Origin of the sequence: Microbacterium sp. DWRC1-3 (assembly GCF_049896645.1) — a bacterium.
Taxonomy (GTDB): Bacteria; Actinomycetota; Actinomycetes; order Actinomycetales; family Microbacteriaceae; genus Microbacterium; species Microbacterium maritypicum.
In genome coordinates, this window is the sequence record NZ_JAFCUS010000001.1 from 726300 (window position 1) to 747562 (window position 21263).

Annotated in this window: 17 protein-coding genes and 1 tRNA gene; 5 read left to right on the forward strand and 13 right to left on the reverse strand. The window is 69.0% G+C overall.

The annotated features are described in order from the left end of the window. Positions 1-55: 55 nt before the first annotated feature. On the reverse strand, positions 56-775 hold the full coding sequence (locus tag ACP699_RS03525; protein WP_082524212.1) for a GntR family transcriptional regulator: 720 nt from the start codon (positions 773-775) through the stop codon (positions 56-58). Positions 776-965: 190 nt separating this feature from the next. Between ACP699_RS03525 and ACP699_RS03530 the strand changes: the two genes are divergently transcribed. Both ACP699_RS03530 and ACP699_RS03535 read left to right on the forward strand, forming a co-directional pair. Beyond that, positions 966-1667 (forward strand): HAD family hydrolase, encoded by a 702-nt coding sequence (locus ACP699_RS03530; RefSeq protein ID WP_426169237.1) that lies wholly within the window; start codon positions 966-968, stop codon positions 1665-1667. Positions 1668-1724: 57 nt separating this feature from the next. Next, complete coding sequence (locus tag ACP699_RS03535) at positions 1725-4760, forward strand: LamG domain-containing protein (RefSeq protein WP_426169240.1); 3036 nt, start codon at positions 1725-1727, stop codon at positions 4758-4760. Between the two features lie 148 nt (positions 4761-4908). On the opposite strand, the gene ACP699_RS03540 is transcribed toward ACP699_RS03535, so the two are convergent. The 8 genes from ACP699_RS03540 to ACP699_RS03575 all read right to left on the reverse strand — a co-directional run bounded on the left by ACP699_RS03540 (position 4909) and on the right by ACP699_RS03575 (position 13380). Beyond that, positions 4909-4980, reverse strand: a tRNA-Gln gene (locus ACP699_RS03540). Between the two features lie 101 nt (positions 4981-5081). Further along, positions 5082-6587 (reverse strand): glutamate--tRNA ligase, encoded by a 1506-nt coding sequence (gltX, locus tag ACP699_RS03545; RefSeq protein ID WP_055872661.1) that lies wholly within the window; start codon positions 6585-6587, stop codon positions 5082-5084. Between the two features lie 53 nt (positions 6588-6640). Further along, positions 6641-7330 (reverse strand): class I SAM-dependent methyltransferase, encoded by a 690-nt coding sequence (locus ACP699_RS03550; protein WP_426169244.1) that lies wholly within the window; start codon positions 7328-7330, stop codon positions 6641-6643. A 71-nt stretch (positions 7331-7401) separates the two neighbouring features. Continuing rightward, the gene (locus ACP699_RS03555; protein WP_270409283.1) at positions 7402-8661 is read right to left on the reverse strand and encodes an MFS transporter; all 1260 of its coding nucleotides are present in this window, start codon (positions 8659-8661) and stop codon (positions 7402-7404) included. Then, positions 8658-9434 carry a fumarylacetoacetate hydrolase family protein gene (locus tag ACP699_RS03560; protein ID WP_017830796.1) on the reverse strand — a complete coding sequence of 259 codons (777 nt, stop codon included), beginning with the start codon at positions 9432-9434 and terminating at the stop codon, positions 8658-8660. Before ACP699_RS03560 ends, ACP699_RS03555 begins: the two co-directional genes overlap by 4 nt. 124 nt (positions 9435-9558) lie before the next feature. Then, positions 9559-10659: a branched-chain amino acid aminotransferase gene (locus tag ACP699_RS03565; protein ID WP_055869170.1), complete on the reverse strand. Its 1101-nt coding sequence runs from the start codon at positions 10657-10659 to the stop codon at positions 9559-9561. 60 nt (positions 10660-10719) lie between these two features. Then, positions 10720-11763, reverse strand: a complete 1044-nt coding sequence (locus ACP699_RS03570) for a 3-isopropylmalate dehydrogenase (RefSeq protein ID WP_426169251.1) — start codon at positions 11761-11763, stop codon at positions 10720-10722. Positions 11764-11844: 81 nt separating this feature from the next. Next, a complete protein-coding gene (locus ACP699_RS03575; RefSeq protein ID WP_426169254.1) occupies positions 11845-13380 on the reverse strand; it encodes an MFS transporter in 1536 nt (511 codons plus the stop codon). Positions 13381-13475: 95 nt separating this feature from the next. Here ACP699_RS03575 and ACP699_RS03580 point away from each other — a divergent pair, with 95 nt between their 5' ends. Next, on the forward strand, positions 13476-14018 hold the full coding sequence (locus tag ACP699_RS03580; RefSeq protein WP_055868640.1) for a TetR/AcrR family transcriptional regulator: 543 nt from the start codon (positions 13476-13478) through the stop codon (positions 14016-14018). A gap of 63 nt (positions 14019-14081) precedes the next feature. On the opposite strand, the gene serA is transcribed toward ACP699_RS03580, so the two are convergent. From serA to ACP699_RS03595, 3 genes are all read right to left on the reverse strand, one after another. Further along, complete coding sequence (gene serA, locus ACP699_RS03585) at positions 14082-15686, reverse strand: phosphoglycerate dehydrogenase (protein ID WP_055872667.1); 1605 nt, start codon at positions 15684-15686, stop codon at positions 14082-14084. 123 nt (positions 15687-15809) lie between these two features. Continuing rightward, positions 15810-16145, reverse strand: coding sequence for a hypothetical protein (locus tag ACP699_RS03590; protein ID WP_127482447.1), 336 nt, complete (start codon positions 16143-16145; stop codon positions 15810-15812). Beyond that, positions 16142-16606, reverse strand: a complete 465-nt coding sequence (locus ACP699_RS03595; protein ID WP_426169259.1) for a hypothetical protein — start codon at positions 16604-16606, stop codon at positions 16142-16144. The genes ACP699_RS03590 and ACP699_RS03595 overlap by 4 nt, the downstream gene beginning before the upstream one ends. Before the next feature lie 84 nt (positions 16607-16690). On the opposite strand from ACP699_RS03595, the gene ACP699_RS03600 reads away from it, so the two are divergent. Beyond that, a complete protein-coding gene (locus ACP699_RS03600) occupies positions 16691-17644 on the forward strand; it encodes a hypothetical protein (RefSeq protein WP_055872670.1) in 954 nt (317 codons plus the stop codon). Between the two features lie 13 nt (positions 17645-17657). Here ACP699_RS03600 and ACP699_RS03605 read toward each other — a convergent pair whose 3' ends face one another. Continuing rightward, positions 17658-18320, reverse strand: a complete 663-nt coding sequence (locus tag ACP699_RS03605; protein ID WP_055872672.1) for a GntR family transcriptional regulator — start codon at positions 18318-18320, stop codon at positions 17658-17660. A gap of 25 nt (positions 18321-18345) precedes the next feature. Here ACP699_RS03605 and ACP699_RS03610 point away from each other — a divergent pair, with 25 nt between their 5' ends. Continuing rightward, on the forward strand, positions 18346-21228 hold the full coding sequence (locus ACP699_RS03610) for an FAD-binding and (Fe-S)-binding domain-containing protein (protein WP_373695452.1): 2883 nt from the start codon (positions 18346-18348) through the stop codon (positions 21226-21228). The last annotated feature ends 35 nt before the right edge of the window (positions 21229-21263 follow it).

The window sequence follows — 21263 nt, forward strand, 5'->3', positions numbered from 1 at the left end:
CGCCCTCGACGTCGCCGGACGCGACGCGGGCCTGGTGCCCGGGCAGGCCCCGGATCTACCGCGAGAACTCGGTACGCGTGAGCGGCGTGCTCTCCCGCGATGCCGTGACCAGGAACGTCACGGCATCCGGAAGGTAGCGATCCTCCCCGTACTCGATCGGTTCACCGGCCGAGGCGTAACTCACCCGGCGCACACGCAGCAGCGGGCTCGCGCGACGGACGCCGAGCAGGGTGGCGTCCGCACTGGAGACCGGGACAGCGTCGATGGCGTGCTCGGCGAAGGCGGTCACGACACCGAAGTCGCGAGTGAGCGCCTCGACGACCGAGGCTTCGTCGTCGGCGATCGCGGCGACCCGATCGGCGATCCAGTCGGGATAGGAGGTGCGCTCCAGCATGACGTCGCGCCCGTCGATGCTGCGCGTCCTCGTCACGCGGAGCACCCGTGCCCTCGGGCTCACCCACAGACGGCGCGCCTCGGCTGCTGTCGCCTCTCCGAACTCCTTGCGTCGCACCAGCCCTCCGGGTGTCATCCCCTTCGACCGCGCCCACTGGGCGAACGACCGCAGCTCTTCGAACGACTGGCTCGGACGCCCCGAACGCACGATCCAGCCCGTGCCCTGAACCGGCGACACCAGCCCTCGCTCCTCGAGCCCCGCGAGTGCTCGGCGCACCGTTCCCCGGGTCGAGCCGTAATGATGCCCCAGCTTCGTCTCGGACGGAAGCCGGGAATCCGGGGCGAACTCTCCGTCGATGATCCTGGTCATCAGATCGCTCATGATCTCGCGATGGGGGCGCGGGTTCGCCGGTGGCACCATCTCAGACTAGGTGAGCCACGAGGCCCGCGATCGCGCGAACGGGACAGCAGTTCACAGTTGTCCCGCGTGTCGCGCCCGGAGACACCGATCGTTCCGTCGCCGTTCATCTGCGCGCCCTCCTCTGCACACCGTGAGACGGGGTAATCAACCCGTGACCCCGTCGACGCCCTCCTCCGATCACCGCCCTTCCGCGCAGCCCGCTGCCGTGCTCTTCGACCTCGACGGCACGCTCGTCGACAGCGAGCGGCTGTGGCTCGACGCGATCCGCGCCCGGCTCGCGCTCGACGGCGCGGCGGTCTCGTCTGCACAGCTCGTCGAGCTCGAGGGTCTCTCCAGCATCGAGGCCGCCCACGCGCTGATCGAGGTCGGTGGCCTGTCCGCCCGAGCCGCCGAGGTCGCCGCCGACCTCGAGGCGCTCACGATCGACACCTTCGCCGACCGCCTGTCGTGGGTCTCCGGCGCCGAGGAAGCGCTCGGACACCTCCGCGGAGAAGGGATCCGCATCGCGCTGGTGACGAGCTCGACGCACCGCTGGGTCGATGCGGTCGCCGAAAGCCTCGCTCTCGGCGCATTCGACGTCGTCGTCACGGCTGATGACGTGCAGCACACGAAGCCGGATCCCGAGCCCTATCTGCAGGCATTCGATCTGCTCGGCATCGACCCCGGCACCTGCCTGGTGTTCGAGGACTCGGAGGTCGGAGTCCGGGCCGCCGTCGCGGCCGGAAGCCGGGTCGTACAGGTACGAGCCGATCTGCGCGCCACGAGCGGCGCGACCGCGTGCATCCCCGACCTTCGCCCTGTGACCGCCGCGTGGGTGGCCTCGGTGATGGCCCTCGAGCCCGCGCTCCCCTGACCTGCTCGTCCGTTCTCTCCCCGTACGCACCCCGACAACACCCCGTGAGGAAGCTCCATGCTGACCCCTGATGATCCGATGAAGACGCACCCCCGCCCCGAATCAGCACGGCGCCGCGCACTGGGCGGAGGGGTGATCGCCGCCGCTGCAGCGCTCACCCTGCTCCTGCCCGCCCTGCCGGCCGCGGCGATCGCCCCGATGGCGCACCCCGCCTCCCTTCCTGCCACCGAGCCGATGACCCCGCAGCGCATCGAGGCCGCGAACGACGCCTACAACGATGCGGAGGCGACGCTCGAGTTCATCACGATGTCCGACACCGAGCTCGGCGGTTCCGCCACGGCCGACAAGACATCGGAGCAGGTCGCCTACGAGGGGGCGAAGCCGCACTTCCAGGCGTTGCGCGCCTGGGCAGAGGCGAAGGGGTTCGAACCCCGGGTCGTCGTCGACAACGGCGACGTCGTCGGCGCGAACGATCCCGAGTACTCCGCTCACCTCGCCGGCGACAGCGAGAAGGTCGCCGGCTGGTACCGCGCGGTCGAACGCGTCATGCGCGAGACGTTCCCGGAGTCGCAGGTGCTTCTGACACAGGGCAACCACGACATCGCCGATCTGATGGGCACGACGTTCGAGGCCGCACGCTCGAACGCGCCCGCCGGTGCGCCGGAGTGGTTCTACCCGACCGCCGACACCGGCTACGTGAGCAACTTCCACACGACGATCGAGGGCATCGACTTCATCGGCCTCGACTACAACGGCACGAACACGTTCGGATACAGCGGCCAGCGCTCCGGCTACCAGGCCTACCTCCGCAGCACGCTCCAGGAGATCGCGGCGAAGCCCGACTACGACCCGGCCTCGCCGATCTTCGTCTCGATCCACAGCGGGTACGCCGGCACCTCGCTGGGTGGCCCCTTCCATGCCGACTACGACATGGCAGGACCCGATCTGCAGCGCATCCTCGCGGACTACCCGCAGGTGATGCTGGGTTCCGCGCACACCCATTTCTCATCGAACCCGGAGACGAGCATCTTCCAGAAGGACTTCACGGTCTACGAGAACGCGTCGATGAACTACATCTACCAAGATGTCCCCGCTGACTTCATCGGCGGCGGCTACTTCGGCGGCAACCAGGGCGATGCCGCCGCCGGGGTCCCGCAGAAGAGCGCGAACTTCGTGTCTGTGCTCACCGACGGGCGCACCGTCATCCGCCGCTTCGATGTCACCCATCAGCGGTGGATCGGCATGCCCTGGGTCATCGACACGACCGAGGGCAAGAGCGGCTTCACGTACACCGCGGATCAGCGCAGCACAGTCGCACCGTGGTGGGGTGCCGCTGCCGTGACCGCGAGCGACATCGCAGAGGAGTCCCTCACGCTGCGCTTCGATCAGGCGAAGGACGATGAGCTCGTGAACTACTACGAGGTCGAGATCCGCGACCAGGCCGGCAACCCCGTGCCGTTCACGGCGAATCAGGTGCCCGACTTCGGAAGCAACGCCCCGAAGTCCGTCGCCGGATCGTTCAAGGCGTACTCGCGGTTCTACATGACCCCGAACACGATGGGCTTCGACATCCGCGGCCTGAAGGCGGCGAAGAACTACACCGTCACGATCACCGCCTACGATGACTTCCAGAACGCGTCCGAGCCGCTCACCGGCATCGTGCGCACGGCCGGCGAGCTCGTCTTCCCCGACTTCCCGGAGGTACCGGCGCCTGCGCCGGACGGCGAATTCCTGCACCTCGCCTTCGAGGGCGATCTCGGAGACACTGGCGCACACGCGGGCACGGCTCCCGCGGCGAAGCCGGTCGGATCGGTCTCCTATGTCGACACCGACCGCCCCGGCGCGTCGGGAACGGCGGTACGCATCGGCGGCGGCGCGAGCAACTACATCGACCTCGGATCCCGCCCCGAGTTCGATCTCGGCACGGACAAGGACCTCACCATCGGCTTCTGGACGAAGGTCACAGGAGTCAGCGGCTACGGCGCGATCATCAGCAACAAGAACTGGGCGAACTGGTACCGCTCCGGCATCAACCTCGCGCCGGAGGGAACCAACACCGGCAAGCTCGAGTTCACCCTCGGCGACGGCACGAACGGCGTATATGCGACCGGTGATGTCGGCGACTACCGGGGTTCGTGGCACCACATGACCGTGACCGTGGATCGCACGCGCAACGTGGCGAGCACTTACCTGGACGGCGTGCTGGCCAAGGAGATGAGCATCGCGGGCATCGGCAGCATGACCAGTGGTCTGAACATGCTCGTGGGCGTCGACGGCAGCAAGAGCTACGGCATCGGTCTCGACATGGACGACCTGCGGATGTGGGACACGGCGTTGACCGGAACCGAGGTCGCCGCCCTGTTCGCGGCGGGCGACTCCACCGCCGAGAACGCCGCGCTCACCCAGGCCGTGGAGTACGCCACCGAGCTGATGAACGCGAACGAGGTCGAGGCCGCCAACGGCCGGGTCTTCGATCAGACCCTCGACGAGGCGCTCGCCACCGCGACGTCGAACAGTGCCGCTCTGCTCGCAGGGGAAGCAAGCCCGCTCGACCGACGTGCCGCAGCGGCACCGACGAGCGAGCAGCTTCGTACGAGCTTCGACGCGCTGAAGGCCGCCGTCGACGCAGTGGAGGCCCAGACCGTGCGCTTCAGCTATCGCACCGAGGTGCGCGGGGGCGCCGTCTCGCCTGCAGAGGGCGTCGCCGATCGTGGGGGCCAGGTGCGGCTGACCCTCACCCCGGCGGCCGGTTTCCGGATCGCGGATTCCACCGTCACGGCCAGCGGCGTCGACAGCTTCGCCATCGAGGGGTCGGACCTGGTGCTGACCGGCGTCCAGAGCAGAGTGCTCGCCTCGGTGGAGTTCGCCGCGGTCGACGCGGGAACGCCTGGAGAGGACGGCGACGGAGGCACCGGGAACGGAAGCCCCGGCGACGGCCACGGCACCGACACGAACCCCGGAGCCGACAGCTCTTCCGACCCCCTGGCGACGACCGGCGCAGACGGCGCGATCGGCTGGGTCTGGACGGGCCTTGCCCTCACTCTGCTGGCCGCGGGCGCGTGGCTGTTCCACCTGCGCCGCCGCTCGGTCTGACGCGCCATCACGAAAGCCCTCTGGATCCTGTGCTGACACGGGATCCAGAGGGCTTTCGTGATGGCGCGGTGGACACGCAGCCGAACTGCTCTGGCGATACTGGTCCGGAAACGACGAAACCCCCGCCTGAGCGGGGGTTTTCGACTTGCTGGGGTACCTGGACTCGAACCAAGAATAACGGAACCAGAAACCGTCGTGTTGCCAATTACACCATACCCCAAGGGCGAAACCGGAGCCTCGCACCGAGAATCAAGCCTACCCGAGCGGCGGCGGAACACCAAAACCGGTGGGCCGTGATCCGCCGCCCGGGCGCGTCGCGCCTCAGCTGGCGAGGAACGCCGACAGGGAGCGCAGACGACGAAGCGACTCCTCCTTGCCCAGCAGCTCCATCGACTCGAACAGCGGCGGGGAGATCCGGCGGCCCGTGATCGCCACGCGCGGCGGGCCGTAGGCGATGCGCGGCTTGAGCTCGAGCTTCTCGACCAGCTCCGCGGCCAGGGCCTCCTGGATCTTCTCCGGCGTGAACTCCTCCAGCGGCTCGAGCGCGACGACGCAGGCATCGAGCACCTCGGCGGCGTTCGCCGGCAGCCCCTTGAGCGCATCCTCGGCGTACGTGACCTCGTCGGTGAACAGGAAGCCCACCATGCCGGGGACCTCGCCCAACAGCTGCACGCGCTCCTGCACGAGAGGTGCGACACGGAACGCCGTCACCAGCTGCTCGTGCGTGGGCTCGTCGAACAGACCGGCCGCGGCGAGGTACGGGATCGTGCGCTCGGCGAAGTCCTTCTCCCCCAGCATCCGGATGTGGTCGCCGTTGATCGATTCGGCCTTCTTCTGATCGAAGCGGGCCGGGTTCGGGTTGACGTTGACGATGTCGAACGCGGCCGTGAACTCGTCGAGCGAGAACACGTCGCGGTCGGGACCGATCGACCAGCCGAGCAGCGCGAGGTAGTTGAGCAGCCCCTCGGGAATGAAGCCGCGGTCCCGGTGCAGGAACAGGTCGGCCTGCGGGTCGCGCTTGGAGAGCTTCTTGTTGCCGGTCTCTCCCAACACCAGGGGCATGTGCGCGAAGCGCGGCACGAACGTCGTGACGCCCGCGTCGATGAGCGCGGCGTACAGAGAGAGCTGGCGTGCGGTCGAGGGCATGAGGTCCTCGCCACGCAGCACGTGGGTGATACCCATCAGGGCGTCGTCGACCGGGTTCACGAAGGTGTACAGCGGCACGCCGTTCGGACGCACGACCACGAAGTCGGGGAACGAGCCGGCGGGGAAGGTGACCTCGCCGCGGATCAGGTCGACGTAGGTGACGTCCTCGTCCGGTACCCGCAGGCGCAGCGCAGGCTGGCGACCCTCGGCGCGGAACGCCTCCTTCTGCTCCTCGGTGAGATCGCGGTCGAAGTTGTCGTAGCCGAGCTGCTTGGCACGGCCTGCGGCCTCGTTGCGCGCGTCGATCTCCTCGGCCGTGGAGAAGCTCTCGTAGAGGGCGCCAGTGGCGATGAGCTTGTCGATCACCTCGCGATAGATGTCATGACGCTCGGACTGCCGGTACGGAGCGTGCGGTCCGCCGACCTCGACGCCCTCATCCCAGTCGATCTTGAGCCAGGTCAGAGCATCGACCAGCTGGCGGAAGCTCTCCTCGCTGTCACGGGCGGCGTCGGTGTCCTCGATGCGGAACACCATCTTCCCGCCGTTGTGACGGGCGTAGGCCCAGTTGTAGAGAGCCGTGCGGACCATGCCGACATGCGGCAGTCCGGTCGGCGAGGGGCAGAAGCGGACGCGGACGTCGGCACCACTGACAGTCGTGGTGAGGGGGTGAGGGGTAGCCATAGCCCTTCGATTCTACGGGGACGGCCGTCGCATCGCGGGTGGGCGGAGGGCCCTCAGGAAAATGGGCTCACAGCCACGGCCGCACGATGCTCGAGCGGGAGCGCGCCGTGCGCAGCGCGCTCATCCACGACGCGCTCGAACGCCGCACGGAATCGCCGACGATCATCGGCGTCGAGCCGGGCATAGAGAGCACCGGCCCCGGCGACGCCCCCTTCGACCGAATGCCAGAGCAGATCCGGGTCCGCGTTCCAGGTCCAGCCGTGCTCGGTGACGACCACGCGCTCCAGACCCGCGTCCCCCAGCATCCGCGCGAAGCCGTCGGCGGTCCGCTCGAAATCCTCGTCGGCCGGGAGCTTCGCACCGGCGAACGGGGTCACCCTTGCGCGCTCGGTGACCTCTGCCCAGAACCAGGAGGGCGAGAGCGTCCAGGTCGTCGCGACCACGGCGCCACGGCTCACGCGCCGCAGCTCGGCGGCTGACCTGCGCGGAGAGGCGACATGGTTCAGGACGAAGTTCGCGACCACCACATCGACGGCGCCGTCGGCGAACGGCAGATCCGGCAGCCCCGCATCGAGCATGTCGACCTGCGGTCGTTCGCGGCGGGACACCCTCCGCATCGACTCCTCCGGCTCACACGCCTGGACGCTCCATCCCGTCTCCGCCCACAGTGCAGCGAGCCTGCCGTCGCCCGCGCCGACATCGAGCAGGCTGCGCCCTCCCGGTGCGCCGAGTGCGCGTTGCATCGTCGAGAAGGTCCCTGCGCAGAGTGCGGCGTAGGAAGCGGAATATGCCTCGCCGACGCCGACCCAGTCCCTCATCGGACGCCGGAGCGGGCGAGCGGGGAGAGCGCCACGATCGCGACGACCAGGACGAAAGCCGCGATGCCGAGTCCCGAGTACTGGAAGTTCGACAGCACCACACCGGCAAGCACAGACCCGGCGGCAGCCGAGAGGCTCATCAGCGAATCGCTACGCCCCTGCCTGCGGGTGCGCAGCTCGGGCGCCGAAGCCTCGGTGAGCAGTGCGGCGCCGGCAACCGTCGCCGCGCTCCACCCCAGCCCCAGCAGGATGAGGGCCACCATCACGCCCCACGCCTCCGTACCCGTGAACACGGCGAACGCGAGAGCTCCGGCGAGCAGTACCTGTCCGAGCAGAACGACCTGCAGTCGGCCCCATCGATCGGCCAACACACCGAAGACCGGGGACAGCGCGTACATGCCACCGACGTGCAGGGCGATCGTGATCCCCACGAGCGCCGAGACATCTGCCGGACTCGCGGCCATGCCCCCGGCGCCGTGGGCCATGTGCGACAGGTGCACCGGAGTCATGGCCATGACCGAGGCCATCACCACATGAGAGCCGGCGATCGCGAAGATCGCATAGCGGGCGACCCGCGGGCGATCCACCGCCACCGCTCCGGCGGCCGCGGTCGACGCCTTCGCGAGCCGCTGGGCCGCCAGAAGCGGATCAGGACGCAGCGCGACGATGTAGAGCAGCAGCGCCGCGCACTGCGCGACGAAGGAGAACAGATACGAGCCCGTCTGCGGTGGCATCCCGACCGCCTGCCCGACGATCTCCCCAGGGCCCAGCAGCAGAGGGCCGGCGACACCGCCGATGGTCGTCGACCAGACGACGATCGACAGGTCGCGGCCTCGGTGCTGCGGGGCGGCGAGATCGGTCGCCGCGAATCGCGACTGGAGGTTTCCCGCATTGCCTGCGCCGATCATCAGGATCCCGGCGAGCAGCAGGGGGAAGATCCGCAGGGCAGCGGCGAGGATCACCACCGCGATGCCGACCAGCGCGAACAGGTTGCCGAGCGTGAGCGCGCGACGGCGTCCGACGCGCGCGGCGAGGCGGGCGAGCGGGATGGCACACGCCGCCGCTCCCAGCGTCACGGAAGCCGTCGCCAAACCGGAGAGCGCGTCGTTCCCCGAGATGTCGGCAGCAAGAAGCGCGCCGAGCGAGACCGTGGCCCCGAAGGCGATGCCGCCGAGCACCTGCCCGAACGACAGCACCAGCACGGTGCGCCGCTGGACCGCCGTCTGCTGCGCCGCCGTCAGGGCGACATCGGTCATGACGCGGGAACGGCGTCGCGCGCGGTGTTGCGCAGAATGCCCAATCCCGAGATCTCGACCTCGACGACGTCACCGGCCGCGAACGTGCCGACACCGGCCGGGGTGCCGGTCATGATGACATCGCCGGGGAGCAGGGTGAACACGGCCGAGGCGTACTCGATGATCGCCGGTACCGAGTGGATCATGTCGGTGAGCGGGGCGTGCTGGCGCACCTCGCCGTTCACCCGCGTCTCGATCGTCGCGTTCGCCGGGTCGAAGTCGGTCTCGATAACCGGTCCCAGCGGGCAGAACGTGTCGAAGCCCTTCGCGCGCGACCACTGACCATCCTTGCGCTGGAGGTCGCGAGCGGTCACGTCGTTGCCGATCGTGTAGCCGAGCACGTAGTCGAGCGCATTCTCGGCCTTGACGTTCTTCGCGATCTTGCCGATCACGACGACCAGTTCGCCCTCGTACTCGGTGCGCTCGGAGAGCGTCGGCCGCACGATCGCGTCTCCGGGGCCGATCACCGCGGTGTTCGGCTTGAGGAACAGCAGGGGCTCCTCAGGAGCCTCTCCCCCCATCTCGGCGGCATGATCGTGATAGTTCTTGCCGACGCAGACGACCTTCGACCGCGGGATCACCGGGGCGAGCAGGGCGGCATCCGCGAGCGGCACCCGAGCGCCGGTGGTCTCGTACCCGGTGAACATCGGGTCCCCGGCAAGCACCACGAGCTCGCGCTCGTCGATGATCCCGTACATGATGGCTTCGTCGTGGCTGAACCGGGCGATCTTCATGGGATCCAGCCTACCGAGCGTGCCCGGCGGTCGCCGAGACCCACGGCACGCGACGAGACCCACCCTCCCGGAAGAAACACAGAGTGGGTCTCGGCGGGGAGCGTGGGTCTCGGCAACTGGAAACTCAGGCGTCGAGGCGCAGCAGCCAGCCGTGCTTGTCCTCACGGCGGCCGTACTGGATGTCGGTGAGCTCCTCGCGCAGCGAGAGCGCGAGCTCGCCCAGCGGCTGCGGCTCGTCGAACCCGTCGCCCACGAGAGCTCCGATCGGGGTGACGACGGCAGCCGTGCCGCAGGCGAACACCTCCACGATGTCGCCGGACGCGACGCCCTCGCGCCACTCGTCGATCGAGATCGGCCGCTTCTCCACCGTGTAGCCGCGGTCTTCCGCCAGCTGCAGCAGCGAGTCGCGGGTGATGCCCTCGAGGATGCTGTCGGACTCGGGGGTGACGACGCGCCCGTCCTTGAAGACGAAGACGACGTTCATACCGCCGAGCTCCTCGACGTTGCGCTTCTCGTCGAGGAACACGACCTGGTCGCAGCCCTTGGCACTGGCCTCGCTCTGCGCGAGCAGGCTCGATGCATAGTTGCCGCCGGTCTTGGCCTTGCCGGTGCCGCCCTTGCCGGCGCGGGCGTACTCCTCGGAGAGCCAGATGCGCACCGGCTTCACTCCACCGGAGAAGTAGGCACCTGCGGGGCTGGCGATCACGTAGTACGCGACCTTCTGCGCGGCGCGGACGCCCAGGAACGCCTCCTTGGCGAACATGAACGGACGCAGGTAGAGGCTCTGGTCGGCACCCGTGGGCACCCAGCGTCCGTCGACGGCGACGAGCTCGCGCAGCGACTGGATGAAGTACTCGGTCGGGAGCTCAGGCAGCGCGAGGCGGCGGGCGCTGGCCTGCAGGCGCGCGGCGTTGCGGTCGGGGCGGAACGTGTGGATCGAGCCGTCGGCGTGACGGTAGGCCTTGATGCCCTCGAAGATCTCCTGCGCGTAGTGCAGCACGGACGCTGCGGGGTCGAGCGGGATCGGGCCGTACGGCTGCACGCGCGGACGGTGCCAGCCGCCCTTGGCCGACCAGCAGATGTCTACCATGTGATCGGTGAAGACCACGCCGAAGCCCGGGTTCTCCAGCACCTCGGCCAGGCGTGCGGGCGACGCTGCGGTCAGGTTCTTCGTGACGGCGAACTCCAGGGGAGCCACGGTCGCCTCGGCATCGATGGTCGTCATCTCATCATCCATTCCTCGTGGGTGGGCGCTTCCTCGCGCCTGTTCAGCCTACGCCTGCAGTCAGAGGCGTGCAGTGATCGCGGAGCCGATCTCCGCCGTCGTGCGAGCCGCGGTGCGGGCGGCGATGTCGGCTTCGACCGCAGCGCTCACACGTGCGGATTCCTCGGTGAGGCCGAGGTGGTCCAGCAGCAGCGCGATCGAGAGGATCGCAGCGGTCGGATCGGCCTTCTGCTGCCCCGCGATGTCGGGCGCCGAGCCGTGCACCGGCTCGAACATCGACGGGAAGGCGCCATCGGGGTTGATGTTCCCCGACGCGGCGAGACCGATGCCGCCCGTGACGGCACCGGCGAGGTCGGTGAGGATGTCGCCGAACAGGTTGTCGGTCACGATCACGTCGAAGCGCGAGGGATCGGTGACCAGGAAGATCGTGGCGGCATCGACGTGCAGGTAGTCGACGACGACGTCGGGGTGCTCGGCTGCCACCTCGTTCACGATGCGCTGCCAGATGGCCCCCGCGTGCACGAGCACATTGGTCTTGTGCACGAGCGTGACCTTCTTGCGGCGGCGCTCGGCGAGATCGAACGCGTAGCGCACCACGCGCTCCACGCCGAAGGCGGTGTTCACCGAGGTCTCGTTCGCGACCTCCTGCGGGGTCCCCTTGCGGATCGCGCCGCCGTTGCCGACGTACGGCCCCTCCGTGCCTTCACGCACCACGACGAAGTCGATCTCACCCGGGTCGGACAGCGGGCCCGGGGCGCCGGCGAAGAGCTTGGACGGCCGCAGATTCACGTAGTGGTCGAGGGTGAAGCGCAGCTTGAGGAGCAGACCGCGCTCGATGTTGGCGTCCTTGAGACGCGGGTCGCCCGGCTTTCCGCCGACCGCGCCCAGCAGGATCGCGTCGTTCGCGGCGATCGCGCCGAGGTCGTCATCGGTGAGGGTCTCCCCCGTCTCGAGGAAACGGCCGGCACCGAGCGAGAATCGGGTCTTGTCGAAGACCACTCCGCTGTCGGCGGTGACGGCGTCGAGCACCTTCTCCGCCTCGGCGATGACCTCGGGACCGATGCCGTCACCGGGGATGACGGCCAGCTTCACGACACGCGACATGAGACTCCTTGCGCACTGCACGGGGATGGACCGGCCCACGCCCGCCGCGGGGCGAACGAGCCGGTCCTCCCAGCGTACTGGTCAGTGCGAGGGGGCTTTGCGCAGTGTGACGGCGGCGATCACGCCTGCGACGACCACGAGCCCCGCACCGATGAGCGACGTCACCATCACGCCGGAGCCGAACGCCGCGGCTGCGGCATCCCACAACGCGGTCCCGAGTTGATCGGGCAGCTCCTGAGCGGCGGTGTAGGCACCGGCGAGCGTCTCGCCCGCCGCATGCGCGACGTCGGCAGGCAGCCCGTCCGGAAGCACGAGCGCCCCGCGGTAGAAGGCGGTGATGATGCCGCCGAGGACGGCCGTGCCCAGCACGGCGCCCAGTTCATACGCGGTCTCGGACACGGCACTCGCCGCCCCCGCCTTGGCCGCGGGAGCGCTCGACAGGATCAGCTCGTTGGAGATCGTCTCCGCCGCGCCGATGCCGATGCCGAGCACCACGAACGCCACCACGAGCGGCAGGACACCGTGCTCATGCGTCGTGAACGCCACGATGAGGTATCCGGCCACCGAGAACGCCAGCCCGGCGGGGATGACGATGTGCGGAGGCAGCCGACGCGAGACCGGCACGACCGAGAGCCCGGCGACGATCATCGCGAGCATGCCGGGGACCAGTGCGAAACCGGCCATCATCGGTGACAGCCCGAGGACGAGCTGCAGGTGCTGCGACACGAAGTAGAGGAAGCCGACGAGTGCGACGACACTGAGCAGGTTCACCAGGATCGCTCCGGAGAACGAACCGCGACGGAACAGCGCCATGTCGAGCATCGGGCTCTTCACCCGCAGCTGGCGACGGACGAACAGGTAGCCCATCCCGAAGCCGAGCAGTGCCCACGCGCCGGCCGTGAGGCTCGGGCCGTCCACCGCCAGGGACTTGATCGCGTAGACCACCGGGATCATGGTCGCCATCGACAGCGCGATGCTGATCAGGTCGATCCGCCCCGGGTTCGGGTCACGGCTCTCCGGGACCAGCAGCGGCGCGGCGATGAGCAACGGGATGAGCACGGGAACGGCGATCAGGAAGACCGATCCCCAGGCGAAGTGCTCGAGGAGGATGCCGCCCACGATCGGGCCCAGCGCCGACCCGGCGGAGAACGCCGAGGCCCACACCGCGATGGCCATGCGGCGCTGGTCGCGGTTCTGGAAGATCGAACGCAGGAGGGAGAGGGTCGACGGCATCAACATGGCGCCGAAGAAGCCCAGGAGCGCGCGGGCGGCGATGAGCAGCCCGGCGGTCGGTGCGAACGCCGCGAGGGCGGAGACCGCGGCGAAGCCGGTCGCTCCGATCAGCAGCATCCGGCGTCGACCGAAGCGGTCGCCCAGCGTGCCCATCGTGACGAGGAGTCCGGCGAGCACCAGGGGGTACACGTCGATGATCCACAGCTGCTCCGCGCCCGTGGGGGCGAGCGCGATGGAGATCTCGGGGAGCGCGAAGCTCAGCACCGTGTTGTCCACCGAGACCAGCAGCACCGGCAGCATGAGGACGACGAGCGCCGCCCAGCCGCGGGCTCCGACGCGGGGAGCATCCGTCTCTGTCGTCGGGATCGACGCAGTACGGGTCATGGAACACCTCTCAGGATCGTGATCGCACGGTTAGTGAACCGTCCGGATGGTATAGTAACAGAATTCCCTCCCTTCCCCTGTGCAGAGGATCCACGATGCCCCGACCTCCCCTCGCCCGCGAGAAGGTGCTCGACGCCTTCGAAGCGATCCTCATCGAAGAGGGAGAGCGTGCCGCCACCCTCGAAGCCACCGCCAAGGCGGCCGGCGTCTCGAAGGGCGGATTGCTGTACCACTTCGGGTCGAAGGATGAGCTCGAGGCCGGGCTCGTCGAGCGGCTGGACCGCCTCACGACCCTCGACCTCGAGCGCATGACAACTGCCGACGAGGGCCCCGTCGCCTACTACGTGCGCACCTCGGTGATGGAGGACGACGCGCTCGATCGGGTGCTGATCGCCACGACCCGCCTCGCACAGGGCGGCTCGATCCCCGCGGCGGACATGCTCCGCGACACGAGGCGTCGCTGGGCGGAGACGATTCGCCCGCACGTGCGCGACAGTGCGAGCCTCGATCTCGTGATGCTCGTCAGCGACGGGCTCTACTTCAACAACTCGCTCGATGTGCACGGACCGGAGCGACTGGTCCCTCGCAGCGATGAACTCGCCGAGCTGATCGCACTGGTGCTGAAGGCGACGGCCTGAACCCGTCGAAACGCGAAGGAGGGCGGGAGCATCGCGCTCCCGCCCTCCTTCGACTGTCGCCGATCAGACCTCGGTGATCTCGATCTGGCGGAAGAGGTCGGCGTCGATCGCGGCGCTCACGTCTTCGAGCAGCTCCTCCGACACGGGCGAGTCGAGCGTCAGCACGCTGAGCGCCTGCGCGCCGGCCGCCTGACGGGCGATCTGCATGCCCGCGATGTTGATGCCGGCTTCGCCGAACTTCTGGCCGTAGACGGCCACGATGCCGGGACGGTCGGTGTAGAGCATCACGACATGGTTCGTCTCGATCGGCAGCTCGAGGGTGTGGTCGTTGATGCCGACCAGCTTCTCGGTCTGCTTCGGCCCGGTCAGCGTTCCGGAGACCGAGAGCTGCGAGCCGTCGGAGAGGGCACCGCTGAGCGTGATCACGTTGCGGTACTCGTCGCTCACATCGTCCTTGAGCAGCCGCACCGCGATGCCGCGCTGCTCGGCGAGCAGCGGAGCGTTCACGTACGAGACGGTCTCGCTGACGATGTTCGTGAAGACGCCCTTGAGCGCCGCGAGCTTCAGCACGCTCACGTCGTAGTCGTTCAGCTCACCGTGCACCTCGACGTCGAGGCTGGTGAGCGGCGAGGTCGCGAGCGCTGCGAAGATCTGTCCGAGCTTCTCGACGAGCGAGATGCCGGGGCGCACGTAGGGATCGATCACACCTCCGGCGACGTTCACCGCGTCCGGCACCAGATCGCCGCCGAGCGCGAGGCGCACGGACTTCGCGACCGAGACGCCCGCCTTCTCCTGCGCCTCTTCCGTGCTGGCACCGAGGTGCGGGGTGACGACGACGTTGGGAAGGTCCAGGAGCGGGCGGGCGGTGCCCCCCTCTGCCGGGGGCTCGGAGGTGAAGACGTCGAGGCCGGCACCCGCGATCTCGCCCGCGACGAGAGCCGCGTGCAGCGCCTCCTCGTCGATAAGCCCACCGCGCGCCACGTTGACCACGAAGGCGGTCGGCTTCATGGCCTTGAACTGCTCGGCGCCGATCATGCCCGTCGTCTCAGGCGTCTTGGGCATGTGGATGGTCAGGAAGTCGGACTCGGCCACGAGCTCGTCGAGCGAGAGCAGCTGCACGCCCAGCTGCTGGGCACGTGCCGAGGTGACGTAAGGGTCGTAGGCGACGACGCGCATGTCGAACGCCGCGAGTCGGGCGGCGACGAGGGCACCGATGCGGCCGAGGCCGACGATGCCCACGGTCTTCTCGAACAGTTCGGCGCCGGTGAACGAGCTGCGCTTCCACGCGCCGGCGGACAGCGAGGCGTGCGCGGCGGGAATACGGCGAGCGAGGCTGAGGATGTGGCCGACCGTGAGCTCGGCGGCCGAGACGATGTTCGAGGTCGGCGCGTTCACGACCATGACACCGGCCGCGGTGGCCGCCTTGATGTCGACGTTGTCGAGGCCCACGCCGGCGCGGGCGACGACCTTCAGCTTCGGGGCGTGAGTCAGAGCCTCCTCGTCGATGCGGGTCGCCGAGCGGACCAGCACGGCGTCCGCGTCCGCGAGCGCCGCGAACAGCGCCTCCCGGTCGGTGCCGTCGACGTCGCGGACGTCGAAGTCGGGACCGAGAGCGTCGATCGTGGCGGGAGAGAGTACTTCGGCGATAAGCACGACAGGCTTCGGCACAGTGGATCCTTCGGGGCAGCGCGGCAGGGGCCGATGCGCCGCACACCATGGGGGCGCGATCGCGTCAACTCTACCGGAGCGGACGCGGGCCTCCGTGCCGTATGACGCGGCAGGACAGGCGGCTCAGGCGCTGGGCATGGTGAGGCTCAGCGCGATGAGACTCATCCAGAACACCGCGACCACACCGAGTCCTGCGAGGAAGACGAGCGCGAGCTCGCCCACTCGCCGCCGCCGACCGATCACATACGCGAAGGCGAACACGATGGCGGGGAAAGCGACGCCGAACAACAGGGTCGCCCAGCCGCCGCCGGTCAGCCCGGTCTGCGCCATCGTGATCAGATGCGCCACGGCATTCCAGACGGCATAGGCGTAGAAGAGTCCCGCCAGGCCGATGACGAGCCCGACGAGCCAGCGCGGAGAACCTGCAGACACCTGCGCCTCGGTCGACGACGTGGTCATGATCCGATCACCCCCACGGTGACGAAGGGCCAGGGAACGAGCAGCACGACTCCCGCGAGCAGCACGACGACGCGGATCCACGCCGCCCTCCCCCGTGTGAGCACCCAGCTCGCCAGGAACCACAGTGCGGGCGCGGCGATCGCGAGGACGAACCACGGCAGGAACATCACGTCGGAGACCAGGAACGACGCCAGCGGCTGAAGTCGCAGCCCGCCGACGATCCAGCCGATCGTGTAGAGGAGGTACACCCCGCCGACCACTCCGACCAGGAGCAGCATCGGCGTGCTCAAGCCGACCGGTTCGTCGACGGGCGCAGGAGTCACGGTGCCGTCGTCCTCGATCGTTCCCACGTCGTCGCTGCCCTTGCCGACGGCGTTCCAGCCGTGCGGGAGAGCGCGGTCCTTCGGCGTCGGGGCCTCGTCGCCGTCCCAGTTGAGGGCGTCGTCGGAATCGGAAGTCATGTCCCCCAGCGTAGGACACCAGGTCCACTAGGATCGGGGTTGCCTTGAGCCGGAACGGCGGGCACCGGAGGGGAAGGGAACACCGTGGCTGCGAGCGAGAACGCCCAGAGCGACAACACCGACACCGGCGTCGCACGGTCCGCGAAGAGCACAGCCGCGGAACCGCCCGCCGGCTGGGTCCCCACTCCCGAAGCCAAGGCCAGGGCCACGCGTTTCCGTTGGATCGCCGGCATCCTCTGGGCGGTCGCGATCGTCGGCGAGGGCGTCGGCATCTTCTGGCTCCTGCGTCAGCGCGTGTTCGTCGGCGAGGACGGCGAACTCCTCCGCAACCCCGACACCGGCCTGCTCGAAGAGCAGGGCGTCACCGCGACGTTCCCCCAGTGGGCGTTTATCGCCCTCCTCGTGCTGCTCGTCGTGATCGCGGCCCTGTCGATCACCGGCTCGGTGCTGTGGAAGAAGGCGAACCGTCTCGACCCCGCGCGCAAGGCGGACAAGACGCGGTTCTTCGTGCAGAACCAGCTCGGGGCGATCATCGCGGTCGTCGCGTTCCTTCCTCTGGTCATCCTGATCTTCCTCAACAAGGACATGGACAAGGGCCAGAAGACCACCGCCGGAATCGTCGGCGTGGTCCTCGCGGCACTGGCCGTCTTCGTCGGCGTCGACTTCACGCCGCCCTCCGTCGAGCAGTACACGGCCGACCAGTCAGCCGTGATCCAGCTCCTGGGCAAGGACGAGGTCGTCTGGGTCGACGGCGGCAAGGTCTATCACGTCTGCGATGAGGTCTCGGCCATCCAGACCGGGAGCGAGATCCGCACCGGAACGACCGCTCAGGCCGTCGAGGCCGGGAAGATCCGTCTGACACTGCAGTTCGCTTCCGAGCTGCGCGCGTGCGATCTTCCGGTGCCGGAGAACGACGAGGCGATCGCAGAGGCCCTGCGCGCGATCCAGGCCGGCCAGGTCGACACGGTGCTCCCCGCCCCGGTGTGGGCTGACCCCGCCGAGGCGCCCATCGTGGTCGAGGAAGCACCGGCCGAGTGACGACGGCTCGACGCTAGTCCGCGTCGAGCGCCTCCACGAGCCGCTCCTCCGCCGACGACAGATGCGCATCGAGGAGGGCGGCGGCGCGCTCCCCGTCTCCCGAGGCGACGGCAGCGAGGATGTCGGCGTGTTGAGCCGCGATGGCCGCCGCGTCGAGAAGGCGGCGCCCCTGCACCTGCGCCATGCACAACCGCACCTCGTCGAGGACGCTGCGGTACATGCGTCCGGTGCGCTCGCTGTCGAGCGCATCGATGAGAGCGGTGTGGAACCGCAGGTCCGGATCCACGGTCGCCGGGTCGGGGCCGGGGGGCATCGCGAGGATCTCCGCATTCGCCTCGAGCGCGGCACGCGGAACCGTCCTGGTCACGGCGAGGTCGCGAAGTGCGGCGCTCTCGAGGCGGGTCCTGGTCCGGTAGACGTCGCGCACGGCCTCGGGATCGATCCCGACCACACGCGCGCTCCGATGCGCAGTACGCACCAGGAGCCCGCTCGCCACGAGCTGCTCGATCGCCGCCTTCGCGCTCGGGCGGGCGACGCCGAACGACTGTGACACCGCGGCTTCCGTCAGCGGATCTCCCGAACGGATCTCGCCGCTGAGGATACGACCGCGCAGCTGGGCCGTCACCGCATCCACGACGCCGACGACTCCCAGCGGTGTCTCCGGTGTGCTGGTCATCCGGTCAGCCTATCGAAGCCACGCCATGTCGGTACACTTGTCAGACAATCTTCCGACGGAGCAGAGGAGCACCGTGACGACCACCCTCGCCGAGCCGCTGGATCCCGCACTGCTGGGTTCCACGACACAGGTCCACTCGCGCTCCATCGATCGTTTCGCCCGCGCTCATGATGCCTCGCACTACCTGCTGATCCCCGACGCCGTGCTCTCCCCCGCGGATGCCGAGGGCGTCGCCCGCGCCTTCGGCGCCGTCCGCGCCGCCGGACGCACCATGACGTTCCGCTCCGGGGGTACCAGCCTGTCCGGGCAGAGCGTGAGCGGCGACATCCTCGTCGACACACGCAGCAACTTCCGCGACATCCGCGTGGAGGACGACGGTGCCATGGTGCGCGTCGGACCCGGCGCGACCGTGCGCCAGGTCAACACCAGGCTCACGCGGTATCGCCGCAAGCTCGGCCCCGACCCGGCGAGCGAGATCGCCTGCACGATCGGCGGAGTCGTCGCGAACAACTCCAGCGGCATGGCGTGCGGTATCACCGAGAACTCGTACCAGACCATCGAGTCGATGACGATCGTGCTGCCGAGCGGGACGATCCTCGACACGGGTCGCCCGGATGCGAACGAGGTGCTGCGCGCGGCAGAGCCCGCGATCGCCGACGGCCTTCTCGATCTGCGGGCACGTCTGCTCGCCTCGCCCGAGCACGTCGCGTTCCTCCGCCAGCAGTTCTCGATGAAGAACACCATGGGCTACGGCCTGAACGCACTGCTCGACTTCGACGATCCGGTGCGCATCCTCGAGCACCTCATCATCGGATCCGAGGGCACGCTCGCGTTCGTGGCCGAGGCCCGTTTCCGCACGATCGAGGTGCGCCCCTCGATCGCCACCGGTCTGCTGGTGTTCGAGACGCTCTCCGCGGCCATGACCGCTCTTCCCGACCTGACCCGGCTCGGTCTCGCCACCATCGAACTGATGGATGCCGCGTCGCTGCGCGTCGCGCAGGGGCTGAGCGACGTCCCGGCGGCCATCGCCGAGATCGAGGTCCGCGGACACGCCGCTCTCCTGGTCGAGGTCCACGCCGCCGACGCGGAGGCCCTCGTCGAGGCGAGCGCTGCGGCCCAGACGCACTTCGAGGCACTGCCGCTGGCGGTGGCACCCCGCCTCACCACGGATGCGAGCGAGCGCGCCGCGCTGTGGCACGTGCGAAAAGGCCTCTACACCGCTGTGGCGGGTGCGCGTCCCTCCGGTACGACCGCGCTTCTGGAGGACATCGTGGTGCCGGTGCCACGACTTCTGCACACCTGCGAGCGCCTGATCGAGCTGTTCGCCGCGCACGGCTACGAGGGCTCGGTGATCTTCGGGCACGCCAAGGACGGCAACATCCATTTCCTGCTCAACGAGCGCTTCGACGATCCCGACAGCGTCGCGCGCTACCGGCGCTTCACCGACGACCTGGTCGACCTCGTGCTCTCCCAGCAGGGATCCCTGAAGGCCGAGCACGGCACCGGACGCATCATGGCGCCGTTCGTGCGACGCCAGTACGGTGACGAACTCACCGACATGATGTGGGAGATCAAGCACCTGCTCGACCCCGACCGCATCCTGAACCCCGGAGTGGTCCTCTCCGATGACCCCGATTCGTACCTGCACGACCTGAAGCGGGTGCCGACGGTCGAGAAGGAAGTCGACCGCTGTGTCGAATGCGGCTACTGCGAGCCGACCTGTCCGAGCAAGAGCATCACCCTCACGCCGCGGCAGCGCATCGTGATCCGCCGCGACATGGCGTGGGCCGAGGAGCAGGGCGACACCGAACTGCTCCGCGATCTGCAGAAGGACTACGACTACGACGGCGTGCAGACCTGCGCGGTCGACGGCATGTGCGGTGTGGCGTGCCCCGTCGACATCAACACCGGTGATCTCGTGCGCCGGCTCAGGGCAGAGCAGTCGAATGCGCTCGAGGGAGCCGTGTGGGGCACCGCGGCCAAGCATTGGAGCACGGTCACCCGCGCCGGAGGTGTCGCGCTCACCGTCGCCGATGCGCTCCCCGCTCCGCTCGTGCGCGGAGTGACGCACCTCGGCCGGGCGGTGCTCGGCGCCGACACCGTGCCGCTCTACGACGGCGGACTCCCCCACGGCGGCTCGAAGCCACCGCGCCCTGTGTCACCGGCCGATGCGCAGGCGGTCTTCTTCGGCGCCTGCATCGGCACCATGTTCGGCGCGGAAGGCGAGGGCCAGGGCTCTCGAGACGCGCTGCGCGAGCTGCTCGACCGCGCAGGCATCCCCGTCGTCATCCCGGAGGAGAACGGCGGCCTCTGCTGCGGCACCCCATGGAAGTCGAAGGGCCACCTCGACGGTTACGCCCTCATGTCGGACCGGGTGCTCGACTCGCTCTGGGAGGCCAGCCGCCACGGCGAGCTTCCCGTGGTGTGCGACGCCGCGTCGTGCACCGAGGGTCTGGATGTGATGCTCGCCCAGTCCGTCGCGAAGAACCCGCGCTACGCCGGGCTTCGCATCGAGGATGCCACGACGTTCGTGGCCCGTGAGGTGCTCCCCCGGCTGAGCGTGTCGGCGAAGCTCCCCACCGTCGCGGTGCATCCGACCTGCTCCACGACCGCGCTCGGAGCGACAGGGGCGCTGACGGCGATCGCCGGGGCCGTCGCCGATGACGTGTTCATTCCCGAGGGCTGGGGCTGCTGCGCCTTCGCGGGAGATCGCGGCATGCTGCATCCGGAACTCACCGCCAGTGCGACCGCCCAGGAGTCCGCGGAGATCGCCGAGGCCGAGAGCGCACGCGGCGGCTTCGATGCGTTCGTCTCGGCGAACCGCACGTGCGAGATCGGCATGACCCGCGCCACCGGCCGGCCGTACCGCCACGTGATCGAGGTGCTCGAGGAGCTCACCCGCCCCTGAGTGCCGGCGAACACAGCGAGGGCCCTCCCGAATCG